24 protein-coding genes and 1 tRNA gene are annotated in these 23056 nt (G+C 52.2%); 8 read left to right on the top strand and 17 right to left on the bottom strand.

The features are described from left to right. The first annotated feature begins 3 nt into the window (after positions 1-3). The 3 genes from AALG83_02705 to AALG83_02695 all read left to right on the top strand — a co-directional run bounded on the left by AALG83_02705 (position 4) and on the right by AALG83_02695 (position 1247). Positions 4-549 carry a DUF308 domain-containing protein gene (locus tag AALG83_02705; GenBank protein ID MEY8382068.1) on the top strand — a complete coding sequence of 182 codons (546 nt, stop codon included), beginning with the start codon at positions 4-6 and terminating at the stop codon, positions 547-549. Between the two features lie 137 nt (positions 550-686). After that, entirely contained in the window at positions 687-1046 is a 360-nt protein-coding gene (locus AALG83_02700; GenBank protein MEY8382067.1) for a helix-turn-helix transcriptional regulator, read from the top strand. A 118-nt stretch (positions 1047-1164) separates the two neighbouring features. Continuing rightward, a tRNA-Leu gene (locus tag AALG83_02695) sits at positions 1165-1247 on the top strand. A 90-nt stretch (positions 1248-1337) separates the two neighbouring features. Here AALG83_02695 and glyA read toward each other — a convergent pair. The 8 genes from glyA to AALG83_02655 all read right to left on the bottom strand — a co-directional run bounded on the left by glyA (position 1338) and on the right by AALG83_02655 (position 10437). Then, positions 1338-2582: a serine hydroxymethyltransferase gene (gene glyA, locus AALG83_02690; protein ID MEY8382066.1), complete on the bottom strand. Its 1245-nt coding sequence runs from the start codon at positions 2580-2582 to the stop codon at positions 1338-1340. A 4-nt stretch (positions 2583-2586) separates the two neighbouring features. Further along, complete coding sequence (rnc, locus tag AALG83_02685; protein ID MEY8382065.1) at positions 2587-3249, bottom strand: ribonuclease III; 663 nt, start codon at positions 3247-3249, stop codon at positions 2587-2589. A gap of 43 nt (positions 3250-3292) precedes the next feature. Continuing rightward, positions 3293-5194, bottom strand: a complete 1902-nt coding sequence (locus AALG83_02680) for an ATP-binding cassette domain-containing protein (GenBank protein MEY8382064.1) — start codon at positions 5192-5194, stop codon at positions 3293-3295. A gap of 82 nt (positions 5195-5276) precedes the next feature. Then, positions 5277-6362, bottom strand: coding sequence for an alanine racemase (locus AALG83_02675; GenBank protein MEY8382063.1), 1086 nt, complete (start codon positions 6360-6362; stop codon positions 5277-5279). After that, positions 6362-7789, bottom strand: coding sequence for an adenylosuccinate lyase (gene purB / locus AALG83_02670; protein MEY8382062.1), 1428 nt, complete (start codon positions 7787-7789; stop codon positions 6362-6364). The genes AALG83_02675 and purB overlap by 1 nt, the downstream gene beginning before the upstream one ends. Before the next feature lie 36 nt (positions 7790-7825). Then, positions 7826-8551, bottom strand: a complete 726-nt coding sequence (locus tag AALG83_02665; protein ID MEY8382061.1) for an SDR family oxidoreductase — start codon at positions 8549-8551, stop codon at positions 7826-7828. A 45-nt stretch (positions 8552-8596) separates the two neighbouring features. Next, positions 8597-9718, bottom strand: coding sequence for a glycerate kinase (locus AALG83_02660; GenBank protein MEY8382060.1), 1122 nt, complete (start codon positions 9716-9718; stop codon positions 8597-8599). After that, positions 9715-10437, bottom strand: coding sequence for an NAD-dependent protein deacylase (locus AALG83_02655; GenBank protein ID MEY8382059.1), 723 nt, complete (start codon positions 10435-10437; stop codon positions 9715-9717). The genes AALG83_02660 and AALG83_02655 overlap by 4 nt, the downstream gene beginning before the upstream one ends. Before the next feature lie 73 nt (positions 10438-10510). Between AALG83_02655 and AALG83_02650 the strand changes: the two genes are divergently transcribed. Then, complete coding sequence (locus tag AALG83_02650; GenBank protein MEY8382058.1) at positions 10511-10831, top strand: hypothetical protein; 321 nt, start codon at positions 10511-10513, stop codon at positions 10829-10831. Positions 10832-10835: 4 nt separating this feature from the next. Here the strand turns inward: AALG83_02650 and feoB are convergent, their stop codons facing one another. The 8 genes from feoB to AALG83_02610 all read right to left on the bottom strand — a co-directional run bounded on the left by feoB (position 10836) and on the right by AALG83_02610 (position 19333). Continuing rightward, entirely contained in the window at positions 10836-12965 is a 2130-nt protein-coding gene (gene feoB, locus AALG83_02645; protein MEY8382057.1) for a ferrous iron transport protein B, read from the bottom strand. 3 nt (positions 12966-12968) lie between these two features. Then, positions 12969-13223, bottom strand: a complete 255-nt coding sequence (locus AALG83_02640; GenBank protein MEY8382056.1) for a FeoA family protein — start codon at positions 13221-13223, stop codon at positions 12969-12971. A gap of 131 nt (positions 13224-13354) precedes the next feature. Beyond that, positions 13355-13957 (bottom strand): HD domain-containing protein, encoded by a 603-nt coding sequence (locus AALG83_02635; protein ID MEY8382055.1) that lies wholly within the window; start codon positions 13955-13957, stop codon positions 13355-13357. A gap of 52 nt (positions 13958-14009) precedes the next feature. Next, positions 14010-14702 (bottom strand): RNA polymerase sporulation sigma factor SigK, encoded by a 693-nt coding sequence (gene sigK, locus AALG83_02630; GenBank protein ID MEY8382054.1) that lies wholly within the window; start codon positions 14700-14702, stop codon positions 14010-14012. 60 nt (positions 14703-14762) lie between these two features. Then, positions 14763-15986, bottom strand: a complete 1224-nt coding sequence (locus AALG83_02625; protein ID MEY8382053.1) for a U32 family peptidase — start codon at positions 15984-15986, stop codon at positions 14763-14765. A 12-nt stretch (positions 15987-15998) separates the two neighbouring features. Beyond that, positions 15999-17099 carry an endolytic transglycosylase MltG gene (mltG, locus tag AALG83_02620; GenBank protein ID MEY8382052.1) on the bottom strand — a complete coding sequence of 367 codons (1101 nt, stop codon included), beginning with the start codon at positions 17097-17099 and terminating at the stop codon, positions 15999-16001. Between the two features lie 223 nt (positions 17100-17322). Continuing rightward, positions 17323-17673 carry a YlbF family regulator gene (locus AALG83_02615; GenBank protein MEY8382051.1) on the bottom strand — a complete coding sequence of 117 codons (351 nt, stop codon included), beginning with the start codon at positions 17671-17673 and terminating at the stop codon, positions 17323-17325. A gap of 13 nt (positions 17674-17686) precedes the next feature. Next, on the bottom strand, positions 17687-19333 hold the full coding sequence (locus tag AALG83_02610) for a ribonuclease J (GenBank protein MEY8382050.1): 1647 nt from the start codon (positions 19331-19333) through the stop codon (positions 17687-17689). Positions 19334-19370: 37 nt separating this feature from the next. On the opposite strand from AALG83_02610, the gene AALG83_02605 reads away from it, so the two are divergent. The 4 genes from AALG83_02605 to AALG83_02590 are packed head-to-tail and all read left to right on the top strand — an operon-like array spanning position 19371 to position 22424. After that, positions 19371-19880 carry a hypothetical protein gene (locus tag AALG83_02605; GenBank protein ID MEY8382049.1) on the top strand — a complete coding sequence of 170 codons (510 nt, stop codon included), beginning with the start codon at positions 19371-19373 and terminating at the stop codon, positions 19878-19880. After that, positions 19831-20601 carry an ABC transporter ATP-binding protein gene (locus AALG83_02600; GenBank protein MEY8382048.1) on the top strand — a complete coding sequence of 257 codons (771 nt, stop codon included), beginning with the start codon at positions 19831-19833 and terminating at the stop codon, positions 20599-20601. Before AALG83_02605 ends, AALG83_02600 begins: the two co-directional genes overlap by 50 nt. Continuing rightward, positions 20591-21412, top strand: a complete 822-nt coding sequence (locus AALG83_02595) for an ABC transporter permease (protein MEY8382047.1) — start codon at positions 20591-20593, stop codon at positions 21410-21412. The genes AALG83_02600 and AALG83_02595 overlap by 11 nt, the downstream gene beginning before the upstream one ends. Before the next feature lie 22 nt (positions 21413-21434). After that, positions 21435-22424, top strand: a complete 990-nt coding sequence (locus AALG83_02590) for an ABC transporter substrate-binding protein (protein MEY8382046.1) — start codon at positions 21435-21437, stop codon at positions 22422-22424. Positions 22425-22467: 43 nt separating this feature from the next. Here the strand turns inward: AALG83_02590 and AALG83_02585 are convergent, their stop codons facing one another. Beyond that, positions 22468-23049 carry an N-acetyltransferase family protein gene (locus AALG83_02585; GenBank protein MEY8382045.1) on the bottom strand — a complete coding sequence of 194 codons (582 nt, stop codon included), beginning with the start codon at positions 23047-23049 and terminating at the stop codon, positions 22468-22470. Between the last annotated feature and the right edge of the window lie 7 nt (positions 23050-23056).

The following is a 23056-nucleotide window of genomic DNA, read 5'->3' as shown; positions in this document are numbered from 1 at the left end:
AAAATGAAAACATGTTTAAGAATTTTATGGCTCGTCTCGGGAATTTTGCTCATCGCGTGCGGCGTTTATGTTTTGCTGCATCCCGCGCAGACTTTACTAAACATCGCTTCCCTGCTTGGGCTTGCCGCTTTATTTTCCGGCGCTTTTTCCCTGGCCACCTATTTCACTCAGAAGGAAGAGCTGTTTGGCGCAAAGGGAATTTTGCTGGATGGCATTTTGGATGTCATTCTCGGCGTTTTGCTCATCATCTACCCCACTTCCTCTTTGATTGCGAATCTCTTTTTGGGCTTGATGAGCCTCTGGGTCATTTCAAAGGGCGCAGCGGCCATCTACCATGCCGTTCTGGCAAAGAAACTCGATCGCCAGTGGTATGTTTTGCTGATCATCGGGATTCTGCTCGTCCTCTTTGGAATTTTGGCGCTCATCAAACCCATTATTACAATGGTCGCCATCAGCGTCATACTCGGCGTGTTCCTCATCTCGGATGGAATTGAAATTCTTGGGCATTGGTGGATGATTCAGAAATTCCGGAAAAACCTCGGGCTATAGATGAAAAATGCCGCAAACAGCTCTGCGGCATTTTTTTATTCTCCCCCACAATTTTTCACAAAAATTCTCTTGATTATTTCCAGTTTTTTACATATCATATAGAATAAAAGGTAAAAAATGTAAAAAGAGGTCCAAACATGAAGATAGAAAATAGCCTGGGCAGTAAAATTAGGCGCCGCCGGCAGGAGTTGCAGCTTTCGCAAGAGGAACTGGCTGCTCAGATTGACCTGAGCGTTTCCTTGCTGCGTGATATTGAACATGGACGGGGCAATCCCACTATCAAAACGCTGGGAAAAATTTTCAGTGGATTGGGTATGGAATTTGAATCGCTGTTTTCGAATGTGCAGACGACTCTTGTTTCGGAAAATCCAGAGGAGATTGTGCGCAATATTGCAATTCAGCTCAAGGCCTTGATTGCCCTTCCAAAAGAGGATCAGGAACTGGCCTCCCAGATCTTCCGGCAGCTTTCCTTGATTTTGCAGGAGCAGGCCGGCTGAAACATGCGCGGGATAGAGCCTCCCTTCCCCTATTTCGCGCGTTTTCTTTCCATGCGGCCAAAAGATACTTGACTTTTTTTTGTAAAACGGATATAATTCTGTTTGTTGCCCGCAGAATGCGATCGTGGCGGAATAGGCAGACGCGCACGTTTGAGGGGCGTGTGGGAGACCATATGGGTTCAAGTCCCATCGATCGCACCAAAAAAATCGGAGTAAGTCTTACTCCGATTTTTTGTTTTCTCTTTTAATAATAAAGAAAAGAGCCGCCATTGGCAGCTCTTTTTTCTAATACTATTCGTAAATTGGGAATTGCTTGCAGAGCTCCGCAACCTTTGCAGATACTTCACGCACAGCCGCATCGCGATCCTCTGCCGTCAGCAGGCGGTGCATCAGATCGGCGATCTGGCGGCACTGCTCTTCCTTGAAGCCGCGGGAGGTAACGGCTGGCGTGCCCACGCGGATGCCGCTGGCGATAAACGGACTGAGCGTTTCATTGGGAATCGTGTTTTTATTGACGGTAATATGCGCCAAATCCAGCAGCTTTTCAGCGTCTTTTCCCGTAATGCCCTTCTCATAGACATCTACCAGCATCAGGTGATTATCCGTTCCGCCGGATACCAGGCGGAATCCGTTTTTCTTCAGCTGGTCTGCCAGCGCCGCGGCGTTTTTGACGATCTGCTGCTGATATTGCTTAAACTCATCGCTCAGCGCCTCCTGGAAACTGACTGCCTTGGAAGCGATGACATGCATCAGCGGGCCGCCCTGGGTCCCTGGGAAGATTGCCTTATCGATTTGCTTTGCATACTCTTCCTTGCAGAGAATGAGACCGCCTCTTGGGCCGCGCAGTGTTTTATGCGTTGTCGTCGTTACAAAATCGGCATAGGGCACCGGGTTCTGGTGCAGCCCTGCGGCGACCAGGCCGGCGATATGCGCCATATCTACCATGAGATATGCGCCGACTTTCTTTGCAATTTGAGAAAACCGCTCGAAATCGATGGCTCTGGGATATGCGCTGGCGCCTGCCACGATCATCCTGGGCTTTTCTTTGAGGGCAAGCTCTTCCAGGGCATCGTAGTTGATCATCTCGGTCTCGTTATCCACGCCGTAAGGGACGACGCGGAAGTATTTGCCCGAAATATTCACGGGGCTGCCATGCGTCAGATGCCCGCCATGCGCCAAGCTCATGCCGAGAATGGTATCGCCGGGCTCCAGCATCGCAAAATAGACGGCAGTATTGGCCTGCGCGCCCGAATGCGGCTGAACGTTGGCATGCTCTGCACCAAACAGCTTTTTGGCACGCTCTCTCGCCAGGTTTTCCGTAACATCGACAAACTCGCAGCCGCCGTAATAGCGTTTGCCCGGATAGCCCTCGGCATATTTGTTCGTCAAATGCGAGCCCATGGCCTGCAACACGGCCTTTGAGACGATATTCTCGGACGCGATCAGCTCGATGTTCCCCCTCTGGCGGTTCAGCTCTTTTTCCATGGAATCATAGAGCTCTGGATCGACCCTCTTAACCTCTGAAAAATCTAGCATTTCCCTATTTCTCCTCTTTGCTTAAATTTTCTAAAGCCGCCTTTGCCGCTTCCTGCTCGGCGCGCTTTTTAGATTTTCCTTTTCCCTTTGAACAGGCTTTGCCATCGATAGATAGCTGCACAAAAAAAGTCGTATCGTGCGGCGGCCCTTCCGTCTGCAAAACCTCATATTCCAGCGAGACCTCCCCATCTTTTTGCAGGAGAGTCTGCAGTTCTGTCTTATAGTCCTTGCTTTGCTGGGCAGAGAAATTGCCCTCTGCAAAGGCGATGATCCGGCAGACCATGGCGTTTGCCGCCTCCAGCCCGCCATCCAGATAAACGGCGCCCAATATGGATTCGCAGACATCGCAAAGAATGGAGTTCTTTTCTCTGCCGCCGGAATGTTCCTCGCTGCGCCCAAACCGGATATAGCCCTGCAATTTTTCACCGCGCACCCAGGCTGAAAGAGCTTCCTCGCAGACGATGGATGCCCGGCGGTGCGTCAGCTTTCCCTCATCCTCCTGGGGATATTTGCGGTAAAGATACTGGCTGACCAGCAGCTCCAGCACGGCGTCCCCCAAAAATTCCAGCCTTTCATAGCTATATCCCGCCTCAAGGGCAAGGGAAGAATGTGTGAGCGCCATCTCGAGCAGACGCTCGTCCTTAAAATTATACCTTAAAATTCGCAAAATTTCTCTATCTATTTTCGGCATTTTTCAAAAAATCCTTCGTTTATTCTAAAGCGCTAGAATATTCTTCCCATTCTGCATAAAAACCTTGCAGTTTTTCTTCCAGAATGTGCAGGTGCTCTGTCGCCTCCATCAATGCCTGATAATCCGAAGCAAAATCCGGTTGGGCGATCTGCTCTTTGCAGCGGGCAGCTTCCTCTTCGGTTTCCTCGATGGCTTTTTCCAGACGCACAACTTTCGCTTTCAGCTTGCGCAAAGCGGATTCCTGCTCTCTTTTTTTAGCGAAAGGATTCTCGCTCTTTTCTTTTTTGGCAGGCGCTGCCTCTGGCAAAGCGCTCCCTCTTTTCTCGCGCTCTTCCAGATAATATTGATAGCCGCCGGCATAGCATGTGATCTTCTGGTTTTCCAGCTCCCAGACTTTTGTCGCCAGCTTGCGGATAAAATAGCGGTCGTGCGAGACGACGAGCAGCGTTCCGTCGTAGCCGAGCAGGGCATCCTCCAGCGCTTCTTTGGATGCGATATCCAGGTGGTTGGTGGGCTCATCCAAAAATAACAGGTTTGCCTTGGAGAGCATCAGAATGCAGAGCGCAACCCGGGCGCGCTCTCCGCCCGAGAGTGTGCCAATCTTTTTTTCAATATCGTCCCCGTGAAACAGAAAAGCGCCCAGAGCTGTGCGGATGGAGGTGACGCTCAAATCCTCGCATCGCTCGATGACTGCCTCTATGATGCTCATTTCGGGATCCAGGTTGACCTGTGCCTGATCGTAGTAGCCGATGTGGACATTCGTCCCAAACTGAATTTTCCCCTGATCCGGCGCAATTTCGCCCAATAAAACGCGGAAAAGCGTCGTCTTGCCTGTGCCATTATCCCCGACCAGGAAAGCCCGCTCCCCTTTTTTCAAATCTAAATCGACTTTGGAAAAGAGCTGGCGCTCCCCGAAGCCAAGGCAGAGTTCTTCGGCATGCAAAACATCCCTGCCCGACTGCCGCGCCGCGCTGATGGAAAAATGAATGCCTGCCGGGCCGTCTTCCGGCCGGACGAGCTTTTTCTCAATCCGATCGATGACTTTCTGCTTGCTGCGGATGGTAATATAGTTCCGCTCCTGGCTGAACGTCTTTTGCTGGGCGATGATGCCCTCGATTCTCTTGATCTCTTTGGTCTGTTTCTGATACTCCCGCTCTTCCGCCAGCCGGCGCTCTGCCTTTACCTTGGAAAAATCCGAATAGTTTCCGCGGTAGCAGACAAGGCGATGGTGCTCCAGCTCAAAGACACGGTTCACAAAGCGGTCGATGAAAAAGCGGTCGTGCGAGATGACAAACACCGTCCCCTTATATGCCGCCAAAAACTCTTCCAGCCACTCAGTAGCCCGCAGATCCAGGTGGTTGGTGGGCTCATCCAGAAGCAAAATATCCGGCTCTTCCAGCAGCATTTTGGCGAGCAGTACCCGCGTTCTCTGCCCTCCGCTGACTGCGGAAAGCGGCAAATCCAGTTCTTCCGGCAAAAAGCCAAGCCCAAGCAGCGTCGAACGCGCGCGGCCCTGATAGGTCATTCCGCCCTCTTCCAGGTATGCCTCATGCAGTGCGGTATATCTGGCGATTTCCTCCTCGCTGGCCCCCTGCTCAAGCTTTTCCTGAAGCTGCTCCAGCTGCTGCTCCTTTTTTTGGAGGGAAGAAAAGACCTCCAGCGTTGCGCCGTATACCGTCTGCGAGGAGCTGTATTCCGCATGCTGCTGCATATAGGCCGTCCGCAGTTTTTTAGACAAAAAGAGCTCTCCGCTGTCGGCAGAAAGTTCTCCCGTCAAAATGCGGAACAATGTCGTCTTCCCTGCTCCGTTGACGCCGAGCAGCGCGATCTTATCGCCGGGATCTATATGAAACGAGATATCTTCTAAAATTGTATCAACTCCAAAAGATTTCCCAAGGTGATTGGCTGTAATGATACTCATTTTTAAACTCCTAACGAGAGGATTATAGCATAAATTTCCCATAAAACAAAGGAAAAGACGCATTATGCGTCTTTTTCCCGCTTTATTCAAGATAACGGATGGAAACATCCGAAGAGTTTGTGGCAAACATGAGCGTTCCGTAGTCGAGATCAAAGCAGACAATTTTTCCGGGGTACCATTCTTCCTGAGAATCCTCGATATCCAAAATCAGATGATCGCTGCTCCCGCCCAATATCTGAATGCCAGGCAGCCGGGGCCGCAGATCCTCCAGATAGCCAAGATCCTGGCGGCCCAGGGCCAGCAGCGCCCGGCGGCGAATGCCGCGGTCCAGGTAGGCGCGCTTATGGCCAAAGGCATCTAAATCGATCTCGCCCACCGGATGGCTGGGCTTTGAAAAGACTTCTACCACCTCGGCCTTTAGGGTTACGACATGGGGGTCGAGAAAATCCGTGTTCATTCCCCGGCGGTCGTGCAGATCCCGCGCGTTCATGATGGCCTCTCCCACCCGCAGATGATTGATCCCCTCGGGCATTGCGCCGGTCAGCATCAGATGCAGAGAAGTGGTGGCGCCGCCAGAGACGATTTCCAGCTTCCGGCCGATGCGCTGCTCGATTTCGCGGGCTATCTGCACCAGATCTCCTAAATTTTCCCTGGAAGGCAGAACCGAGCCATAGCATCCAAGATTGACGCCGACGCCGGCCAGGGAGACGGCGTGCATCTGCCGCTCAATGCGGACAGCGTCCTGGGTGAGCTGGGATTTATCCCAGTATCCTTCGCGCAGATCCCCCTCATCTGCCATGAGGATGACCTTATGCCGCTTGTTTTGCCGTGCACATTCCTCTTCTATTTGCTGAATAACGCGAAACTGGCTGTTCAGGCTATACTGCGCCAGCGCGACGAGATCGGGGATCTCGCTGGGCATAGGCAGCCGCAGCATGAGAAAATCGGCGGTAATCCCGGCCTGCCTGAGCATTTTCGCCTGGCTCAGCCTGGAGAGCGCCAGCTGATCGCAATACGGCAGGTATTCCCGCACCAGCGTTGGCTGCGACTGCACTCCTTTTACGGCGCCGGCCAGCCGGATGCCAGCCGCATTGCACCGCTTTGAAAGCTCAAGCAGATTGTGCCGCAGCTTTGGTAAATCAAATTCCAGGCAGGGATAAGCACTCATCAGACGTTGATCTCCGCCTGCACATTCAAATCTTCATAGCCCTTTAACGCTGGGACGACGACTTCGTCGCAGAAATCTTCCACCTGCTTATCCGCCCGGCCGATGAAGTTTTTGGGATCGAGGATGGAATGGATATACTCCCTGGAAAGCCCAAAGCTCTTATCCGCCTCGATGAGCTCGATGAGGTTATTCTGCCCGCCGTTTACCTTGACGTTTTTCCCGGCCTCCATAGAGTATGTGCGGATTTTTTCATGCAGCTCCTGGCGATCCCCGCCCAGCTTTACCGCCTCCATCAGGATGGTTTCGGTTGCCATAAAGGGCAGTTCGTCCATAATATGCTTGTGGATGACCTTCGGATAGACCACCATGCCGGAGGTAATGTTCAAATAAAGGGCTAAAACCGCGTCTACCGTGAGGAAAGCCTGCGGGATGACCAGACGCTTGTTTGCCGAATCGTCCAGCGTGCGCTCAAACCACTGCGTAGAAGCGGTAATCTCCGGGCTGTTCATCAGGGAGATGACATAGCGCGCCAGGGAGCCCATTCGCTCGGAACGCATGGGATTTCTCTTATACGCCATGGCAGAAGAGCCAATCTGCTTGGATTCAAAGGGCTCCTCCATCTCTTTCAGGTTCTGAAGCAGACGCAGGTCGTTGCTGAATTTATAGGCGCTGCTGGCGATATTGGCCAAAACATTGACGACCCGCGCGTCCACTTTGCGCGGATAGGTCTGCCCGGTTACGGCATAGACGCTTTGGTAGCCCATTTTTTCCGCCACGCACTTCTCCAGCTCTTTGACTTTGGCGTGATCGCCCTCAAAGAGCGTCAGGAAGCTGGCCTGAGTGCCCGTCGTCCCTTTGACACCTCTTAGGCGAATGCTGTTTTTGACTTCCCGCAGCTCTTCCAGATCCATCACGAGATCCTGAATCCAGAGCGTCGCGCGCTTGCCGACGGTCGTCAGCTGGGCGGGCTGGAAATGCGTAAAGCCGAGCGTGGGCATCTGCCGGTATTCCATGGCAAAATGAGCGAGCTGGCGGATGAGCGCCGCGAGCTTTTTCTCGACCAGCTCCAGCCCTTCCCGCAAAACAATCAGATCTGCATTATCGCCGACATAGCAGCTCGTCGCTCCAAGATGAATGATTCCCTTTGCACCCGGGCACTGCACGCCATAGGCATAGACATGGCTCATGACATCATGCCGCACCTGCTTTTCCCGCTCTTCCGCCACCTCATAGTTGATATCTTCGGCGTGTGCCTTTAATTCCGCAACCTGCTCCTGGGAGATGGGAAGGCCCAGCTCGTGCTCTGCCTCTGCCAGAGCAATCCAAAGCTTCCGCCATGTTTTAAACTTCTTTTCATCCGAGAACAGATAGCTCATCTCTGCCGAAGCATACCGTTTTGTCAATGGATTTTCATAACGATCGCGCATATCACACCTCTTAAAAATTATATTGCTTTTTTATTTTTAAATCACAAGCCCGCCGTTTGCCCCGAGAACTTGTCCCGTAATAAAGCTGGCTTTGGAAGAAGCCAGAAAGAGAGCGGCGGCCGAAATATCTTCCGGCGTTCCGATGCGGCCCAGCGGAGTCTCCTCTGCCAGAGCATGCAGATCCGCGGCCGATAAGCGGGCGTTCATATCCGTCTCAATCACGCCGGGGGCAATGCAGTTTACCCGAATTCCAGAAGGGCCAACTTCTTTTGCCAGCGCCTTTGTCAGCCCGATGAGCGCTGCCTTTGCCGCCGAATAGCATACCTCGCAGGAAGCTCCAGTTACGCCCCAGATGGAGGAGATATTGATAATCACGCCCCGCCCGCGGGAAATCATTTTGGGCAGAACTTCCCGAATACAGCGGTATGCTCCGTGTACGTTGACATCGAACAGGCGCAGCCACTCTTCCTCGGAAATTTCCGTCAAAAGGCCAAATGAAGCGATCCCGGCATTATTGATGAGCACGTCGATCTTTCCGAAATGAGCGCAAACCTTCTGCACCATCTCGGCAACGGCGTTTGCATCCGAAACATCTGCCTGCACGGCCAGTGCACTGGGGCCAAGCTCTGCCTGCAATGCCAATGCCTCCTGCTCATGCCGCAGATAGCCAATGGCGACGCCATACCCCTGCGCCGCGAAATCCCGGGCCATTTGGCACCCGATGCCGCGGGAGGCGCCGGTAATCAACGCAACTTTTCCCATAAGATCCTCGCTTCTCTCTTTTTCACCATTATACCAGATAATTGGCTATGCTCCAACCTCTTTCAGCGCTTTTTGGCAGCTTACCTGCAAATTCTCGAATGCCGAGCGCATACTCTCTTCCCTGCTCTGGCCAGGCGGGTTTATCTCTACATAGCGGACATCCCGGCCGCTGGCTTCCAACTCTTTTTCCAGGATGCCGGCAAAAGCCAAGACGGGGACACGCTTTTTTTGAGCGCGCGATATGATCCCCTCGATTGCTTTTCCATATTTCGTTTGGCTGTCGATTTTTCCCTCGCCCGTCAGCACCAGGTCAGCGCCTTGCAGATGCTGCTCAAACTCCAGCGTATCCAGCACCAAATCAATTCCCGAGACAATTTTTGCGTTGCAGAAAGCCAGAAGCGGAAGCGCGGCGCCGCCGGCTGCCCCGCTGCCCGGAAGCGCCCCGATTGACGGTTTTCCCGAGGCGGCAGAGAGCAACCTCTCATAGCGCACCAAGATGGCATCCATCCGCTCTGCCATGCGTGCATCCGCTCCCTTCTGCGGCCCATAGATATGCGAAGCGCCTTCCGGGCCGCAGAGCGGGTTTGTTACATCGCAGGCGATGAGGATGGGAATTTCCCAAAATTCCGGCCGCATAGGAGCGGCGTCGATCTGCGCAAGCTCCACCAGCCCTGCACAATTGGGCTCGACCTCTTTGCCTTCCCCATTTAGCAGACGAATGCCCAGCGCTTTTGCGATGCCAGCCCCGCCGTCATTGGTGGCGCTTCCGCCCAGCGTCAGACAAAGCTGGGCCGCACCGTTGGAGACAGCATCCAGTAGAAGCTCGCCCACGCCGAAAGTCGTCGAGTAAAGCGGGCAGCGCTCCTCCTGGGCAGCCAAAGTCAGCCCGGCCGCCTCTGCCAGCTCCACAATGCCAAGGCCGGATTCTGCGAGATAATAGGAAGCCTGCACGCGCTTTTCATATGGGCCGCAGACCTGCTTTTGGCAAAATCTTCCCGAAAGCGCAGAGGCCAATACCTGGGCTGCCCCCTCCCCGCCATCCGAAATGGGAAGCACGACACATTCGGCTTTGGGAAATACCCTTCCGATGGCCTGGCGCATTGCCTCGGCGGCTTGCTGGCCGGAAAGCGATCCTTTAAAAGAGTCCGGCGCGATGATAATTTTCATAGCGAAATCCTCCCGAAAATTTCCCCGAGTTTGCAGGAAAAACATAAGTCGGCGCGGGCATCCATAGGCGTGGCCGTTTGGTTGATTAGGACCAAATGCCTGCCCTGAAAATAGCGCAGAAGTCCAGCCGCAGGATAGACGCTGAGCGAAGTGCCGCCGACTATGAGCAGATCTGCGCCGGAGATAGCATGAACCGCGCCGCTCAGCGTCTCGCTCTCCAGCTCTTCGCCATAGAGCACGACATCCGGCTTGATGATTCCCCCGCATGCACAGCGCGGCACGCCTTCTTGTCCCAAAATATCAGCAAGAGCATATGCCCTTTTACAGCGCAGGCAGTGGTTTCTATGAATGCTGCCATGCAGTTCATAGACGTTTTGCGAGCCGGCGGCTTGGTGCAGGCCATCGATATTTTGAGTGATAATGCTGGAAAGCTTGCCGGCGGCCTGCATTTGCGCCAATTTGATATGGGTGATATTGGGCAAAATGTCAGGAATCGCTATCTTCTCCCGATAGAACTGATAGAACTCCTCTGTGTGCGCAAAGAAAAATTCATGGGAGAGAATTTGCTCGGGCGGATAGGGATATTTCATCTGATAGATCCCGTCCGTGCTGCGGAAATCCGGCAGGCCGCTCTCCGTCGAAACGCCGGCGCCGCCAAAAAATACAGCAGAGCGGCTTTGATCGATATATTCCTGCAGCAACCCCTGTTTTGTTTGCATCTAATTTCTCCTTTTTTTGATATGATTCTACATTTTTCTCGACAACACTCCGAGAATATGATAGTGTTGAGCTATGAAACGCACACATTCAGATCTCATTGCGCTGGCCCTCATCTTATTCTGCACGCTTTCCATTGCGGTGGGCTTCCTTCTCTATGATGCCGGCCAGCCACACTATAAGAATAACACAAAATATCAGTTTGCGCTCCCCCAAACGCCGCGGCCTTCGGAGGCGGTTTCTGGCGATGAGGAGATCGTCTATCTCTCCCCTTCCGGCGGGAAATATCACAGCACGCGCGAGTGCTCTGCTCTGGCCAGAAGCAGCACGATTCGCGCTATCGCAAAAGAAAAGGCTCTTTTGCTGGGAAAAGAGCCTTGTTCCAAATGCTATTAAAATTTTATACCAGATGAAAGAGCCGCGCGATGCTCGTAATCGCCAGGCAGAGAGCCAGCCCGAGAGCCGTCGGGAGCAGGAAGGAAAGCACAGTCCATTTCTTGCTCCCGGTTTCTTTTTTTATCGTCGCCAGCGTCGTCCCGCAGGGGAAATGCAGCAGCGTGAAGATGAGCGTGCAGACGGCGGTCAGCCAAGTCCAGCCGTTTTCTACGAGCAAAACGCGCAGCTGCTGGAGGTTTTCAAACTCCGAAAGGCTTCCGGTCCCAAGGTAGCACATGACGATGATCGGGATGACGATCTCGTTTGCCGGCAGCCCCAGCAAAAATGCCATGATGATGACGCCGTCCATGCCAAAGAACCGCCCAAAGGGATCGAGAAAATCTGTGCAGTATTTCAAAATGCTGATGCCGTTGATATCGATATTTGCCATGCACCAGATGATAAGCCCGGCAGGGATGGCGACAGTTACGGCGCGCCCCAGCACAAACAGCGTGCGATCGAACAGGGAGCGGACCAGCACTTTTCCGAACTGCGGCTTTCGGTAGGGCGGCAGTTCCAGAACGAAGGAAGAAGGCATTCCCTTTAGAACTGTTTTGGAAAGCAGGCGCGAGACGAGCAGCGTCAGGAAAATACCCAGCAGGATGACGCCCATCAGAATGAGCGTGGAATAGAGTGATTCCAGCGCGCCGGTCATCGCTCCGGTGATGAAGAACATCGCAATGATGGAGGTGATCGTCGGGAATCTGCCGTTGCATGGCACGAAGCAGTTGGTCAGAATCGCGATCAGACGCTCTCTCGGCGAATCGATGATGCGGCACCCCATGACGCCGCAGGCATTGCATCCAAACCCCATGCAGGTAGTGAGCGCCTGCTTGCCGTGTGCGTGCGCCTTTTTAAAATAGTGATCCAGGTTAAAGGCGATGCGCGGCAGATAGCCAAAATCCTCCAGCAAGGTAAACAGCGGGAAAAACAGCGCCATGGGCGGCAGCATCACCGAAACCACCCATGCCAAAGTGCGGTAAACACCTGTTACCATCACGCCTGTGAGCCACTCGGGCGCATGAATCGCCTCAAACAAGGCCAGCAGTTTTTCTTCCAGCCCAAAAAGCAAATTGGAGAGCAGCTGCGAAGGATAGTTCGCTCCTTCGATGGTCAGCCATAAAATTCCCGCTAAAAACAGGAGCATGATGGGAATTCCCGTGCGCTTGGAAGTCAGGATTCTATCGATTCTGCCGTCGCGTTCGTGGTACCCGCGGTTTTCCGCCCGGACGCAGGAGTGATAGATAAAATCCGCAGCTGACGTAATATCCGACACCAGGCGGTCGCGGTAGTTCTCCTCCCCCAGCACTGCCTTTGCCTGCATCAGCCTGGACTGAATTTCGGGGTTCTCCGAAAGAGAAAAGCCGAGCTTTTTTTCCGCAGAGGATAGCAGAACCTCTTCCCCCTCCAAAAGGCGCAGAGCCATCCAGCGGGCGTTCATTTTCTGCCCCAGCAGTTTTTCCAGGCTGGGCTGCAAAATCTCCAGTGCGCGCTCAATTTGCGCATGGTAGCGCACCTGGTAGCCCTTAAATGCCGCTGGGTTTGCGCAGACATCTTCCACAGTCTCCATCAGCGTTTTCAGCCCCTTCCCTGCCCGGGCGGTTGTCTCCACCACCGGGACGCCCAAAAGAGAAGAGAGTTTCTTCGTATCGATATGTATGCCGTTTCGGTTTGCCTGATCCATCAGGTTCAGGCAGACTACGACGCGGTCTGTGATCTCCAGCGTCTGCAGAACGAGATTGAGGTTCCGCTCCAGGCAAGTGGCGTCTGCGACGACGATGCTCACATCCGGATCGCCAAAGCAGATGAAATCCCGGGCAATTTCCTCTTCTTTGGAGTTTGCCAGCAGTGAATATGTACCGGGGATATCGACGAGCGTATAGCTCTTTCCTCGAAATTCATAATAGCCAGTCGCGTTTTCTATTGTCTTCCCCGGCCAGTTTCCCGTATGCTGCTTCAGGCCAGTCAGCGCATTGAACACGGTGCTTTTGCCGACGTTTGGGTTGCCGGCCAGAGCCACTACCCGGCCTCTTTTTTCTATCTGAAATTCATCGTTTAAAAGGGCGCTGCCCATAGAGCTGCGCGTTAATCCCATGTTCTAGCCTCCTATCTGCTGATTTAAGCTGATCATAATCTGCCTTGCATCCTCGTTTCGCAGCGCGAGCATGGTTCCGCGAATGAGATATGCTCTGGGATTTCCGGCAGGATTGGCATAAACTGCCTGCACGGCGCTTCCTTCGATAAAGCCAAGATCCTGCAGGCGTCTTCGCTTTATTCCCTCTATCTCCAGGCTTTTTATCGTGGCGCTTTGCCCAAGTTTTAGTTGATCGAGCGAGAGTATCTTTTCCATCATAGCCTCTTTTTCACTTTATGCTGTTTTACAATATGCCTTTTGGCAAAAAAGCGTGAAATAAAAAAGGGCCGCCGGCGGGCGCCTCCTTCTCCTGATAAAAAACAAAAGCGCCTGTTTTCCAGGCGCTTTTGCTAGCGGTTATCGATGATATAGGTGTCATACATATCCGCGATGGCGACGGCTGCCGCCATGGGGTATTTGTCAAACGCATTGGACTGCGCCATTCCCCCGGCATAGGCGCGCGCGGCATCGTCGTAGCCGCCCATATGCCATCGGATTGCCATGGCCTCTTCACCCGTCAGCTGGATATGTTTCATGGCCAGGTAGACGGATTTTTCCCCATGCCCCAGAGGCAGAGAATCTTCGATGGTGTAGACCTCCACTTCTTCCCAGCGCCGCTCTCCCGGGATCTTCACGTTGCGGACGCCCTTTGTATAGAAATTTACCTTGCAGAGATCGTGCAAAAGCCCTGCGATCACCAGAGAGTTTTTCTCCACGCCTGAAAGATTCTTTGCAAAATTATTGAGAATGCGGTAGACAGACAGGCTGTGGATGAGAAGCCCGCCCTCATAAGAGCCGTGCCGCTTGGCGCTGGCAGGGGCGATGAAAAAATCCGTCTCGTTTTCCAGCCAGGCAATGAGGTCCTCAATGCCATCGCGCTGGGTCGAGCGCAACAGATCGCAGAACTCCTCTTTATATTTTTGCAGCATCTGGGTTTTGATTGTGTTATCCATGCTAAGACCTCTCTTTTTGATAGAAAGATTATAGCATATTTTTCAGCCTCTGTCAGCGCTTTTTATTCAGCTCGCGGTTCAGCTTTCCCAGTGCCTTTTTTTCAATCCGGGAGACATAGGAGCGGGAGATCCCAAGCCGCTTAGCGATCTCCCTTTGGGGCAAAATCTGCGCGCCGCCAAGGCCATAGCGCAGCTCTATGACCAAAAGCTCCCGCTTTGTCAGCACCTTTTCCAGAATCCCCTTCAATTTCTCGGTCTCCATCTTGATCTCGACCTGTTCATCCACGCTGTTTTCATCTGCGCCGAGAATATCGATGAGCGAAAGCGTGTTTCCCTCTTTGTCCTCCCCGATGGATTCTGCCAGGAAAACTTCGGCAGAGTTTTTTTTGCCCGCTCTCAGATACATCAAAATTTCGTTTTCAATGCACCTTGCGATATACGTCGCCAGCTGGCTTCCCTTCTCTATGCGAAAGGTATTGACGCCTTTGATGAGCCCAATCGTTCCGATGGAGATATAATCCTCAATATTGGAGGTATTGCTGGCGGCAAATTTTTTTGCAATATGCGCGACAAGCCTCAGGTTATGCTCGATGAGCACCTCCCTCGCATGCTCATCCCCCTGCATATAGAGGGCGATATATTTCCTTTCCTCTTCCCGCTCCAGCGGCTTGGGAAAGCTTTTCGTGTTGCTTCCAAAATACCCGGAATAGAAGAAAATTTCGCGGAGAAACTCAAAAATGTGCATAAAAAATAACCAACCTTCCATAGTGTTGGTTATTTATATGACGAAATTTTAGGAAATTTGTTAGTCCAGCTTTCTTCGGAGCAAATCCCCTTTTGCCAGCGGAACAGGGCAAACGATATAGATGCGCTGCTGGGGGTGCGGCGCGGCAGGCTGCTCCTGCATCTGCTCATCCCATATTTTCTCCAGCGTAAACTGTGTGGGCGGCAGATTGGGCGAAAGGATATCGATGGTATCCCCCACGCTGAACTTATTGCGCTGTTCGATGAGGACGAGCCCGTCTTCACGCGAACTTTCCAGGGCAATGCCGCAAAAACCATACCGCCGCGGCACGGGACTGCGGGAGATATCCTGCCCTTCCCCTGACGGGTTGCCAAAGTAAAAGCCCGTCGTAAAGCGCCGGGTTGCAGAATCATACAGCTCCTGCACCAGCGCCTGATCCAGCGCATAATGCTCGGGATCTGCCAGATAGGCATCGATAGCTTTGCGGTATGCGCCCACCACACAACCCACATAATAGGCAGATTTCATGCGGCCCTCAATTTTAAACGAGGCGATCCCGGATTCTATGAGCGCGGGCAAATGCTCGATCATCATCAGATCTTTTGAATTGAGCAGATAAGCCCCGTTTTCATCTTCCCCAATGGGAAAATACTCCTCAGGATACCCAGCCTCATGGATGGTATACCGCCAGCGGCAGGGCTGCGCGCACTCCCCCTTGTTGCCGCTTCGGCCCGTCAAAACAGAGGAAAGCAGGCAGCGCCCGGAATAAGCGATGCACATGGCACCGTGAATAAAAGCTTCCAGCTCCAGGCCATCCGGCGCATTTTGCGCGATCTCGGCGGCCTCTGCCAGCGTTATTTCCCGGGCAAGGACGATGCGTTTGACGCCCTGCCTATGCCAGAAAGCGGCGCTTTGGGCATTGAGCGTGCTGGCCTGCGTGCTCAGGTGCACTTCCAGCCCGGCCTCCAGGCAGCATTGCATGACGCCCGGATCGGATACAATGACGGCATCGATGCCCATCTCTTTGATCCGCAAAAGATAATCTGGAAACCCTTCAAAATCCTGATTGCGGAAAAGCGCATTCAGCGTTAGATAAACCCGTTTTTTAAGAGAATGGGCAAGGCGCACGGCCTCGCCCAGCTCTTCCTGGGTAAAATTGGCGGCAAAAGCCCGAAGGCCATATTGCTTCCCTGCCAGGTAAACCGCATCTGCACCGAAATAAAGCGCAGTTTTGAGGCATTCCATATTTCCGGCAGGCGCCAGCAGTTCCACTTTCTTTTTCATACCCTCTCCTGCCTAGGAAGCGTGCTCTTTATCGTAAGCATCCCACAGCGGTTTGTATTTCGCCTGATTTCTCAGATGCTCTTCATACGTCTGTGCGAAAACAGTTTCGCCTGTGTTCGGATCGCCCAGGCAGAAATACAGATAGCCGCCGTTGAGATAGGCCTCATCCGGGTAAAGCGCTGCTTCAATCGCGGCCTTGCCGGGGTTGCAGATGGGCCCGGCAGGAAGGCCGCCGTATAGATAAGTGTTATACGGCGAATCCACTTGCAGTTCTTCGCTGTTATATGCGATCTTCTTCACCGGCATGAAATACTGGTGCGTTGCGCAGGATTGCAGAGGCATATCCGAATTCAGCCGGTTATGGAACACAGCGGAGACCTTCTTGAAATCGTCTGTCTTTGCCTCTTTTTCGATGATCGAGGCGAGTGTTACCACGTCGTCTATGCTCATGCCCAGTTCTTGCGCGCGGGCACGATATTCCTCTGTAAATACGCGGTCGAACTGCGCAATCAGCCGATCGATGATCTGCGTCTCGGAGGAGGAGAGATAGAACTCATAGGTATCCGGGAACAAATATCCTTCCAGAATATAGTTTCTCTTCTTTTCCGAGGAGTTTTGCTTGTCTATCACTTCCTGGATAAAGCTATATTTCTCATTATAACCTTGCCCGGTCTTTGCAATATCCTTCCATGTCTCGGAATTTTTGAGGATATTCTCTTTCTCCAAAAGCTTGCCATAGCCTTCGATGGTGATGCCCTCGGCAAACGTCATCCTGGTAGTATCTGCCGCGGCAGATGGGCGCTTTAGGATGCTGATGATGTCGTCAAAGCTCATGCTGGGAGAAAGCGTAAATTTTCCGGCCAGCAGCTTAGAGCTCATATCCGAAAAATCCACATAGTATTTGAACGCGGTATGATTGCGGATGACTCCCGCTTCCTCCAGTTTTTTCGAAATCTTGCTGAGAGACTCATTGCGTTCGATGATCACCTCTATTTCCTGCGTAGAATTTTCATCTACCGGCGAGAAGTAGTGGTTCACGGCATACCGAAACCCGATGAGCGACACCAAAACGACGACCAAAAGGCCGATCAGAACAGAGCTGAGAGGGCGCATAACCGCTTTTAGCATTTTATTATTTGAGAATTTCGGCGCAGGCTGCCGCCGGGCGTTACCATTTTTGAGGGCGCTGCTGGCTGGCGGCGCAATCTCCCTGCTCTTTTTGGGATGTTCCTCCTGCTGCGAAAAATCAACCGCCGGAATGGAACGGCGCTGCCTGTTTTGTGAGTTTTCCCCGTTTCGATTCTTTTCCATACTGTTTCCCCGCTATTTGGATCTGCTATTCCTTTTCAAACAGCCCATCATTTAGCTCGCAAGCATCGCCGATGATTTTGTAAATATCCGAGACGATGGTATTGAACTTATACTCGGCGGCAAAATACTCGGTTACCTTTGCATTGAACGCCAGAACTTCGCCCAATTTCTTGAGCTTATCCAAAAGCTCTTCGCTGGGCTGCTGGCCGGCAATGATAGCTGCCTGGCCTTCGAACTGCAGGCTCTTATACTGCGTAACTAAGCTTTTTGTCGTCTCATCTGCCAGCACTTCGTCTTTGAGCCTTTTGTATTCGAGAAATTCGGCAGATTGCCTAATTTCCGCAGCCAATTCGTGCGCTTTATCATAGATATACATCAGAGCCCCTCCTTTATATTTCGAGAATGACCGGCAGAATCATCGGGCTGCGCTTTGTGCGCGTATAGAGATACGTGTTGAGCGCTTTGCGGATGCGGTTTTTCATATTGGCGCTGTCGCTTAGGCGATCTTCATAGAGGCAATCCTCTACCGTCTCCCGCACGATGGCTCTGGCCTCATCCAGAAGATTCTCCGCCTCCTTCATATAGACGAAGCCGCGCGAAAGAATTTCCGGCCCGGAGACGATCTCTCCCGTCTGCCGGGAAATCGCCACAATGGAGACGAACAGACCATCCAGAGAGAGCAGCTTGCGATCCCTTAAAACGACGCTGCCCACATCGCCAATTCCGAGGCCGTCTATCATGACGATGCCGGAAGGCACGCTTTCGCCAATCTCTATCCCCTTAGAATGCAGGATAATCGGCTTGCCGATCTCCGAGATGAAAATATTCTTATTTTTGATGCCCATACTCTCGGCCAGCGCCGCATGGCTATAGATCTGGCGGTATTCCCCGTGAACGGGAATGAAGTACTGCGGCTTGACCAAGGAAAGCATCAGCTTGAGCTCTTCCTGGCAGGCATGTCCCGAGACGTGCACCTGAGCCATGGAGCCATAGATCACATTCGCACCCTTCCGATAGAGTAGATTGATGACGTCTGAGACGTATTTCTCATTGCCCGGAATCGGTGTGGAAGAGATGATGACGGTATCTCCGCGCTTGATCTCCATTTTTGCGTGCTCGCCGGAGGCCATGCGCACCAGGCCGCTCATGGGCTCGCCCTGGCTTCCCGTCGTCAAAACGACGATTTTATTATCGCGCACAGAAGAGATGTCGTCTATCTCTATCAGCATTTTTTCCGGGATATCCAGATACCCAAGCTCTGTCGCCACTTTCTGAATGCGCACCATACTGCGGCCGGTGAGGCAGATCTTGCGGTTGAATTTTTTTGCAGCATCCACGACCTGCTGAATGCGGTGAATATTCGAAGCAAAGGTTGCGATGATGATGCGGCCCTTCGCTTCGGAGAAATAGCGCTCAAAAGTCTGCCCAACTGCCTTTTCCGAAATGGTATATCCCGGGCGCTCGGCGTTGGTGCTGTCCGAAAGCAGGGCTAAAACGCCCTCATTTCCCAGCTGGGTAAATTTATTCAGATCGATAATTTTACCGTCTGTAGGCGTATAGTCCACCTTAAAATCGCCGGTATGCACGATCATGCCGGCAGGCGTTTTGATCGCCAGGCCGACGGCATCGTCGATGCTGTGGCTGACTTTGATAAACTCGATCTCGAATACGCCGCAGTTTACTTTGTCCCCTTCCTTCACGCACCGCAGGTTATTCTGCTTGACGCCGTGCTCAGAAAGTTTGAGCTCGACGAGCGCCAGAGTGAGCTTTGTCCCATAAACGGGAACATTGAATTTATCCAATACATAGGGCGTCGCGCCGATATGGTCTTCATGCCCATGCGTCAGCACAAATCCCTTGATTTTGCTCTTGTTTTTCTCGAGGTAGGTGATATCCGGGATCACATAATCGATGCCCAGCATATCCTGCCTGGGGAACACCAGACCGCAATCGACCACGAGGATGTTATCCTCCCATTCGATGACAGTCATGTTCTTTCCAACTTCACCAATTCCGCCGAGCGGGATAATCTTCACGCCGGAAGCGGCATTTTTATGCTTACTCCGTCCCGTTTTGGGTGCAGACGTGCGCTTTGGGGCAGCGCCCGAAGCGGCCTGTGCTCTGCTCTTCTTTTGCTGCTCCTCCTTTGGAGAACGCTTATGCGAGGGCTTTGCTGCCCTTTTGGTATCCGCAGATTTTGCGCTGGCTTGCGCTTTTGTTCCTGGATTTTTGCCGTCTCTTGTTTTGCTGCCTGCGCGCCTTCTCTGGGGCTTTTTCTCCCCAGCAGGAGCCGGCATACTCAGTTCAGTTGTGTTGATAGGTCTATTCTTCAAATTTACTGTCCTTTCAGTATTGTTCTATGCAAGAATGCGAATCATTCAGCCTTGCCTAAAAACTATGATTGTTTTATTATACCACGCTTTTGCCAAATTTACAAAGCCCGGGCAATGGCCAGTTTTTTGGCTGCGCATGATTTCTCTCACACACTTTTGCCATCCTGCCCATATTATAAACCACATAAGGAGGTTTTCCTATGAAAGAAGTTGTAAACGTTTCGGACGTTTGCTTGAAATATCAGTCTAAAAATGGAGAAATTGAAGCGCTTTCTCATGTCAGTTTTTCCATAAACAGCGGGGAATATGTGAGCATCGTTGGCCCAAGCGGATGTGGAAAATCTACGCTTCTTTCCATTATCGCAGGGCTTTTAAAGCCCACTTCCGGCCAGGTTTTTGTAGAGAATCAAATCGTAGAAAAACCCAGCCCGGCGCTTGGCTACATGTTTCAGAAAGATCAGCTGTTTTCCTGGCGCACTGTTTATCAAAATGTGCTGCTGGGCCTGGAGATTCAGCGCCAGAAAACGCCTGATAACATAGCATACGTCGACAAGCTTTTAAAAGAATATGGATTATACGAATTTAAAGACAAATTTCCTGATCAGTTGTCGGGGGGAATGCGGCAGCGGGCAGCGCTGATTCGCACGCTTGCCTGCCGCCCGGAGATTCTTTTGCTCGATGAGCCCTTCTCTTCGCTGGATTATCAGACGCGCCTTGCCGTTGCAGACGATATTTACCAGATCATCAAAAACGAGAAGAAGACTGCCATTATGGTAACGCACGATATTTCGGAGAGCATCAGCGTTTCGGATAAAGTGGTCATTTTGAGCGGGCGGCCTGCGCGCGTCAAAGAAGTGCTGGATATTACCTTTGAAGAGCCGGCTCGCACTCCCCTAACATGCCGTAAATACCCCGAATTTCAGAAATATTTCAATCACATCTGGAAGGAGCTGGATATTCATGTTTCATAGAAAGGAGAAGACCGCGCCTATTTCGCCGGAGAGAGCTCTTTATCTCAGGCAGACCAAACGGCGCCGCTTTTTTATAAACTTAACGCGCGTCGGCATTTTAGCCGCACTATTTGGCCTTTGGGAGATTGCGGGAAATTTGGGATGGATCGATTCCTTTATCATGAGCCAGCCCTCCCGGATTTTGAAATCTTTGACAAACTTATATGAAAACGGAGATCTTTTAAGACACATCGGCATCTCCTGCCTGGAAACCATCGTGGGCTTTTTGCTCGGGACGATCATCGGAACGCTGATCGCGACTGCGCTGTGGTGGTCATCTTTTCTCTCGCGCGTGATGGAGCCCTATCTCGTCATTTTGAACGCTTTGCCAAAAGTCGCCCTGGGGCCGATTTTTATTGTGTGGGTGGGCGCCGGCCCAAAAGCAATCATCATTATGACTTTGGCCATCTCCCTCATCGTTACGATTATGGAGGTGCTCAACGGGTTTATGGCAACGGAAGAGGAAAAAATCAAGCTGATGCGGGTTTATGGGGCGAATAAGCTTCAGATTTTCACCAAAGCTGTTTTGCCTTCCAACTTCATCACGATCATCAACTCGCTGAAGATCAACGTCGGGCTTTCCTGGGTCGGCGTCATCATGGGCGAATTTCTCGTCTCAAAAGCGGGCGTGGGCTATCTCATCGTCTATGGCTCGCAGGTCTTTAAGATGGATTTGGTGATGACAAGCGTATTGCTGCTGGCAGTTGCCGCGGCGCTCATGTATCAGGTGGTTCTCCTGCTGGAAAGAAAAATAATTAAGAATAAAGTTTGACAAAATGTCGAAAGGAGCATATATGAAAAAATTTCTCTCACTATTACTCTCCCTCGCCCTTTTGCTCAGCTGCCTGCTGGTCAGCTGCGCAAAAGAAGAGGAAATGACGCACATCACCATCAGCGAAGTAACGCATTCTGTCTTCTATGCCCCGCAGTATGCGGCCATCAAACTGGGCTACTTTGAGGAAGAGGGGCTGGACGTTGAGCTGATCAACGGCCAGGGCGCGGATAAGGTTATGACGGCAGTCATCTCCGGGCAGGTAGAAATTGGCCTGGCCGGCCCGGAAGCGAGCATCTACGTCTATAACGAGGGCAAAGAAGATTACGCCCAGGTTTTCGCTCAGCTCACCAAGCGCGACGGTTCTTTCATTATGGCCCGCGAGCCCGATGCGGATTTCTCCTATGAAAAACTGGCAGGCAAACATATCCTTGCCGGCAGAAAAGGCGGCGTGCCCTGCATGACGCTGGAGTATGTCTTAAAACAGCATGGGATTTCTACTTCCGATCTGGATTTTGATACATCCGTGGAATTTGGCCTGATGGCAGGTGCATTTGCTGGCGGCACCGGCGACTACACGACGATGTTTGAACCAACTGCGACGATGATGGAGCAGGAAGGCTCGGCCTATATCGTTGCCTCTGTCGGCCAGGATAGCGGCGAGATTCCATATACGGCTTACTTCGCGCTCAAGAGCTATATCGATGAAAACGGCGAAACCGTTCAGAAGTTTACCAATGCCATCGCCAAAGCACAGAAATGGCTGGCTGAAGCAGAGCCCAGGGAAATCGCTGAGACGATTGCAGAGTTCTTCCCGGATACCGATCTGGAGGTGCTGGAGCAGGTTGCGGCACGGTATCAGGAGATCGACGCCTGGATGGGCGATCCGTTTATGACGGAGGATTCCTTCAACCGCTTGCAGGATGTCATGGAGGGCGCTGGAGAGCTTTCCAGCCGCGCGCCTTACAGTGAGCTGGTCAACAACAGTTTTGCAGAAAAAGCGATGAAATAGGAAAAAGGCCTCAAGATTTCAAGCAAATCTTGGGGCCTTATTTTTAATTAAGCGAAAGGGAATCCTTTATTTCAGGAAAAGGCCGAACCGGCGGCTGCTCTTCCAAATGCTCGCCGATGATCTTCTCCATCCAGACCATATGATACCACTTGCCAAATTTGTAGCCGCACTGATGAAACTGCCCCACCAGGCGATAGCCCAGATGCCTATGGTATTCCACGCTGTTTTTCGTCAAATACTCGTCTTCTGCCTCCGGATAGGCAATGCAGGCCTCGAGATTGAGAATTCCCTGCTTTTTTAATATCTCTTCCAGCGCGGCATACAGGCGCTTTCCGATTCCCATCTTCTGGCAGCCATTTTTCACATAGATTGCCAGCTCAGCCGCCCAGTGATAGGCCGCACGCGGATGGAACGCGCCGGCATAGGCATAACCGAGGATCTCCTCTCCACGCTTTGCCACCAGATACGGGTATTCTGCCAGAGTTTTCCCGATTCTTTGGGCAAATTCCTCCAGGGAGGGCACTTCATATTCAAAGGTGATGGCCGTGTTCCTTACATAATGCGCATAGATATCCAGCAGCGCTGCTGCATCTGCCGGCGTTGCTATTTCAATTCTAATTTCCATGATTTTC

The sequence above is a fragment of the Christensenellaceae bacterium 44-20 genome (genome assembly GCA_041223705.1).
In the GTDB taxonomy this organism is placed as follows: domain Bacteria; phylum Bacillota; class Clostridia; order Christensenellales; family Christensenellaceae; genus QANA01.
Note: the sequence above shows the minus strand (reverse complement) of the source record. Positions and strands in the feature narration are given on the sequence as shown.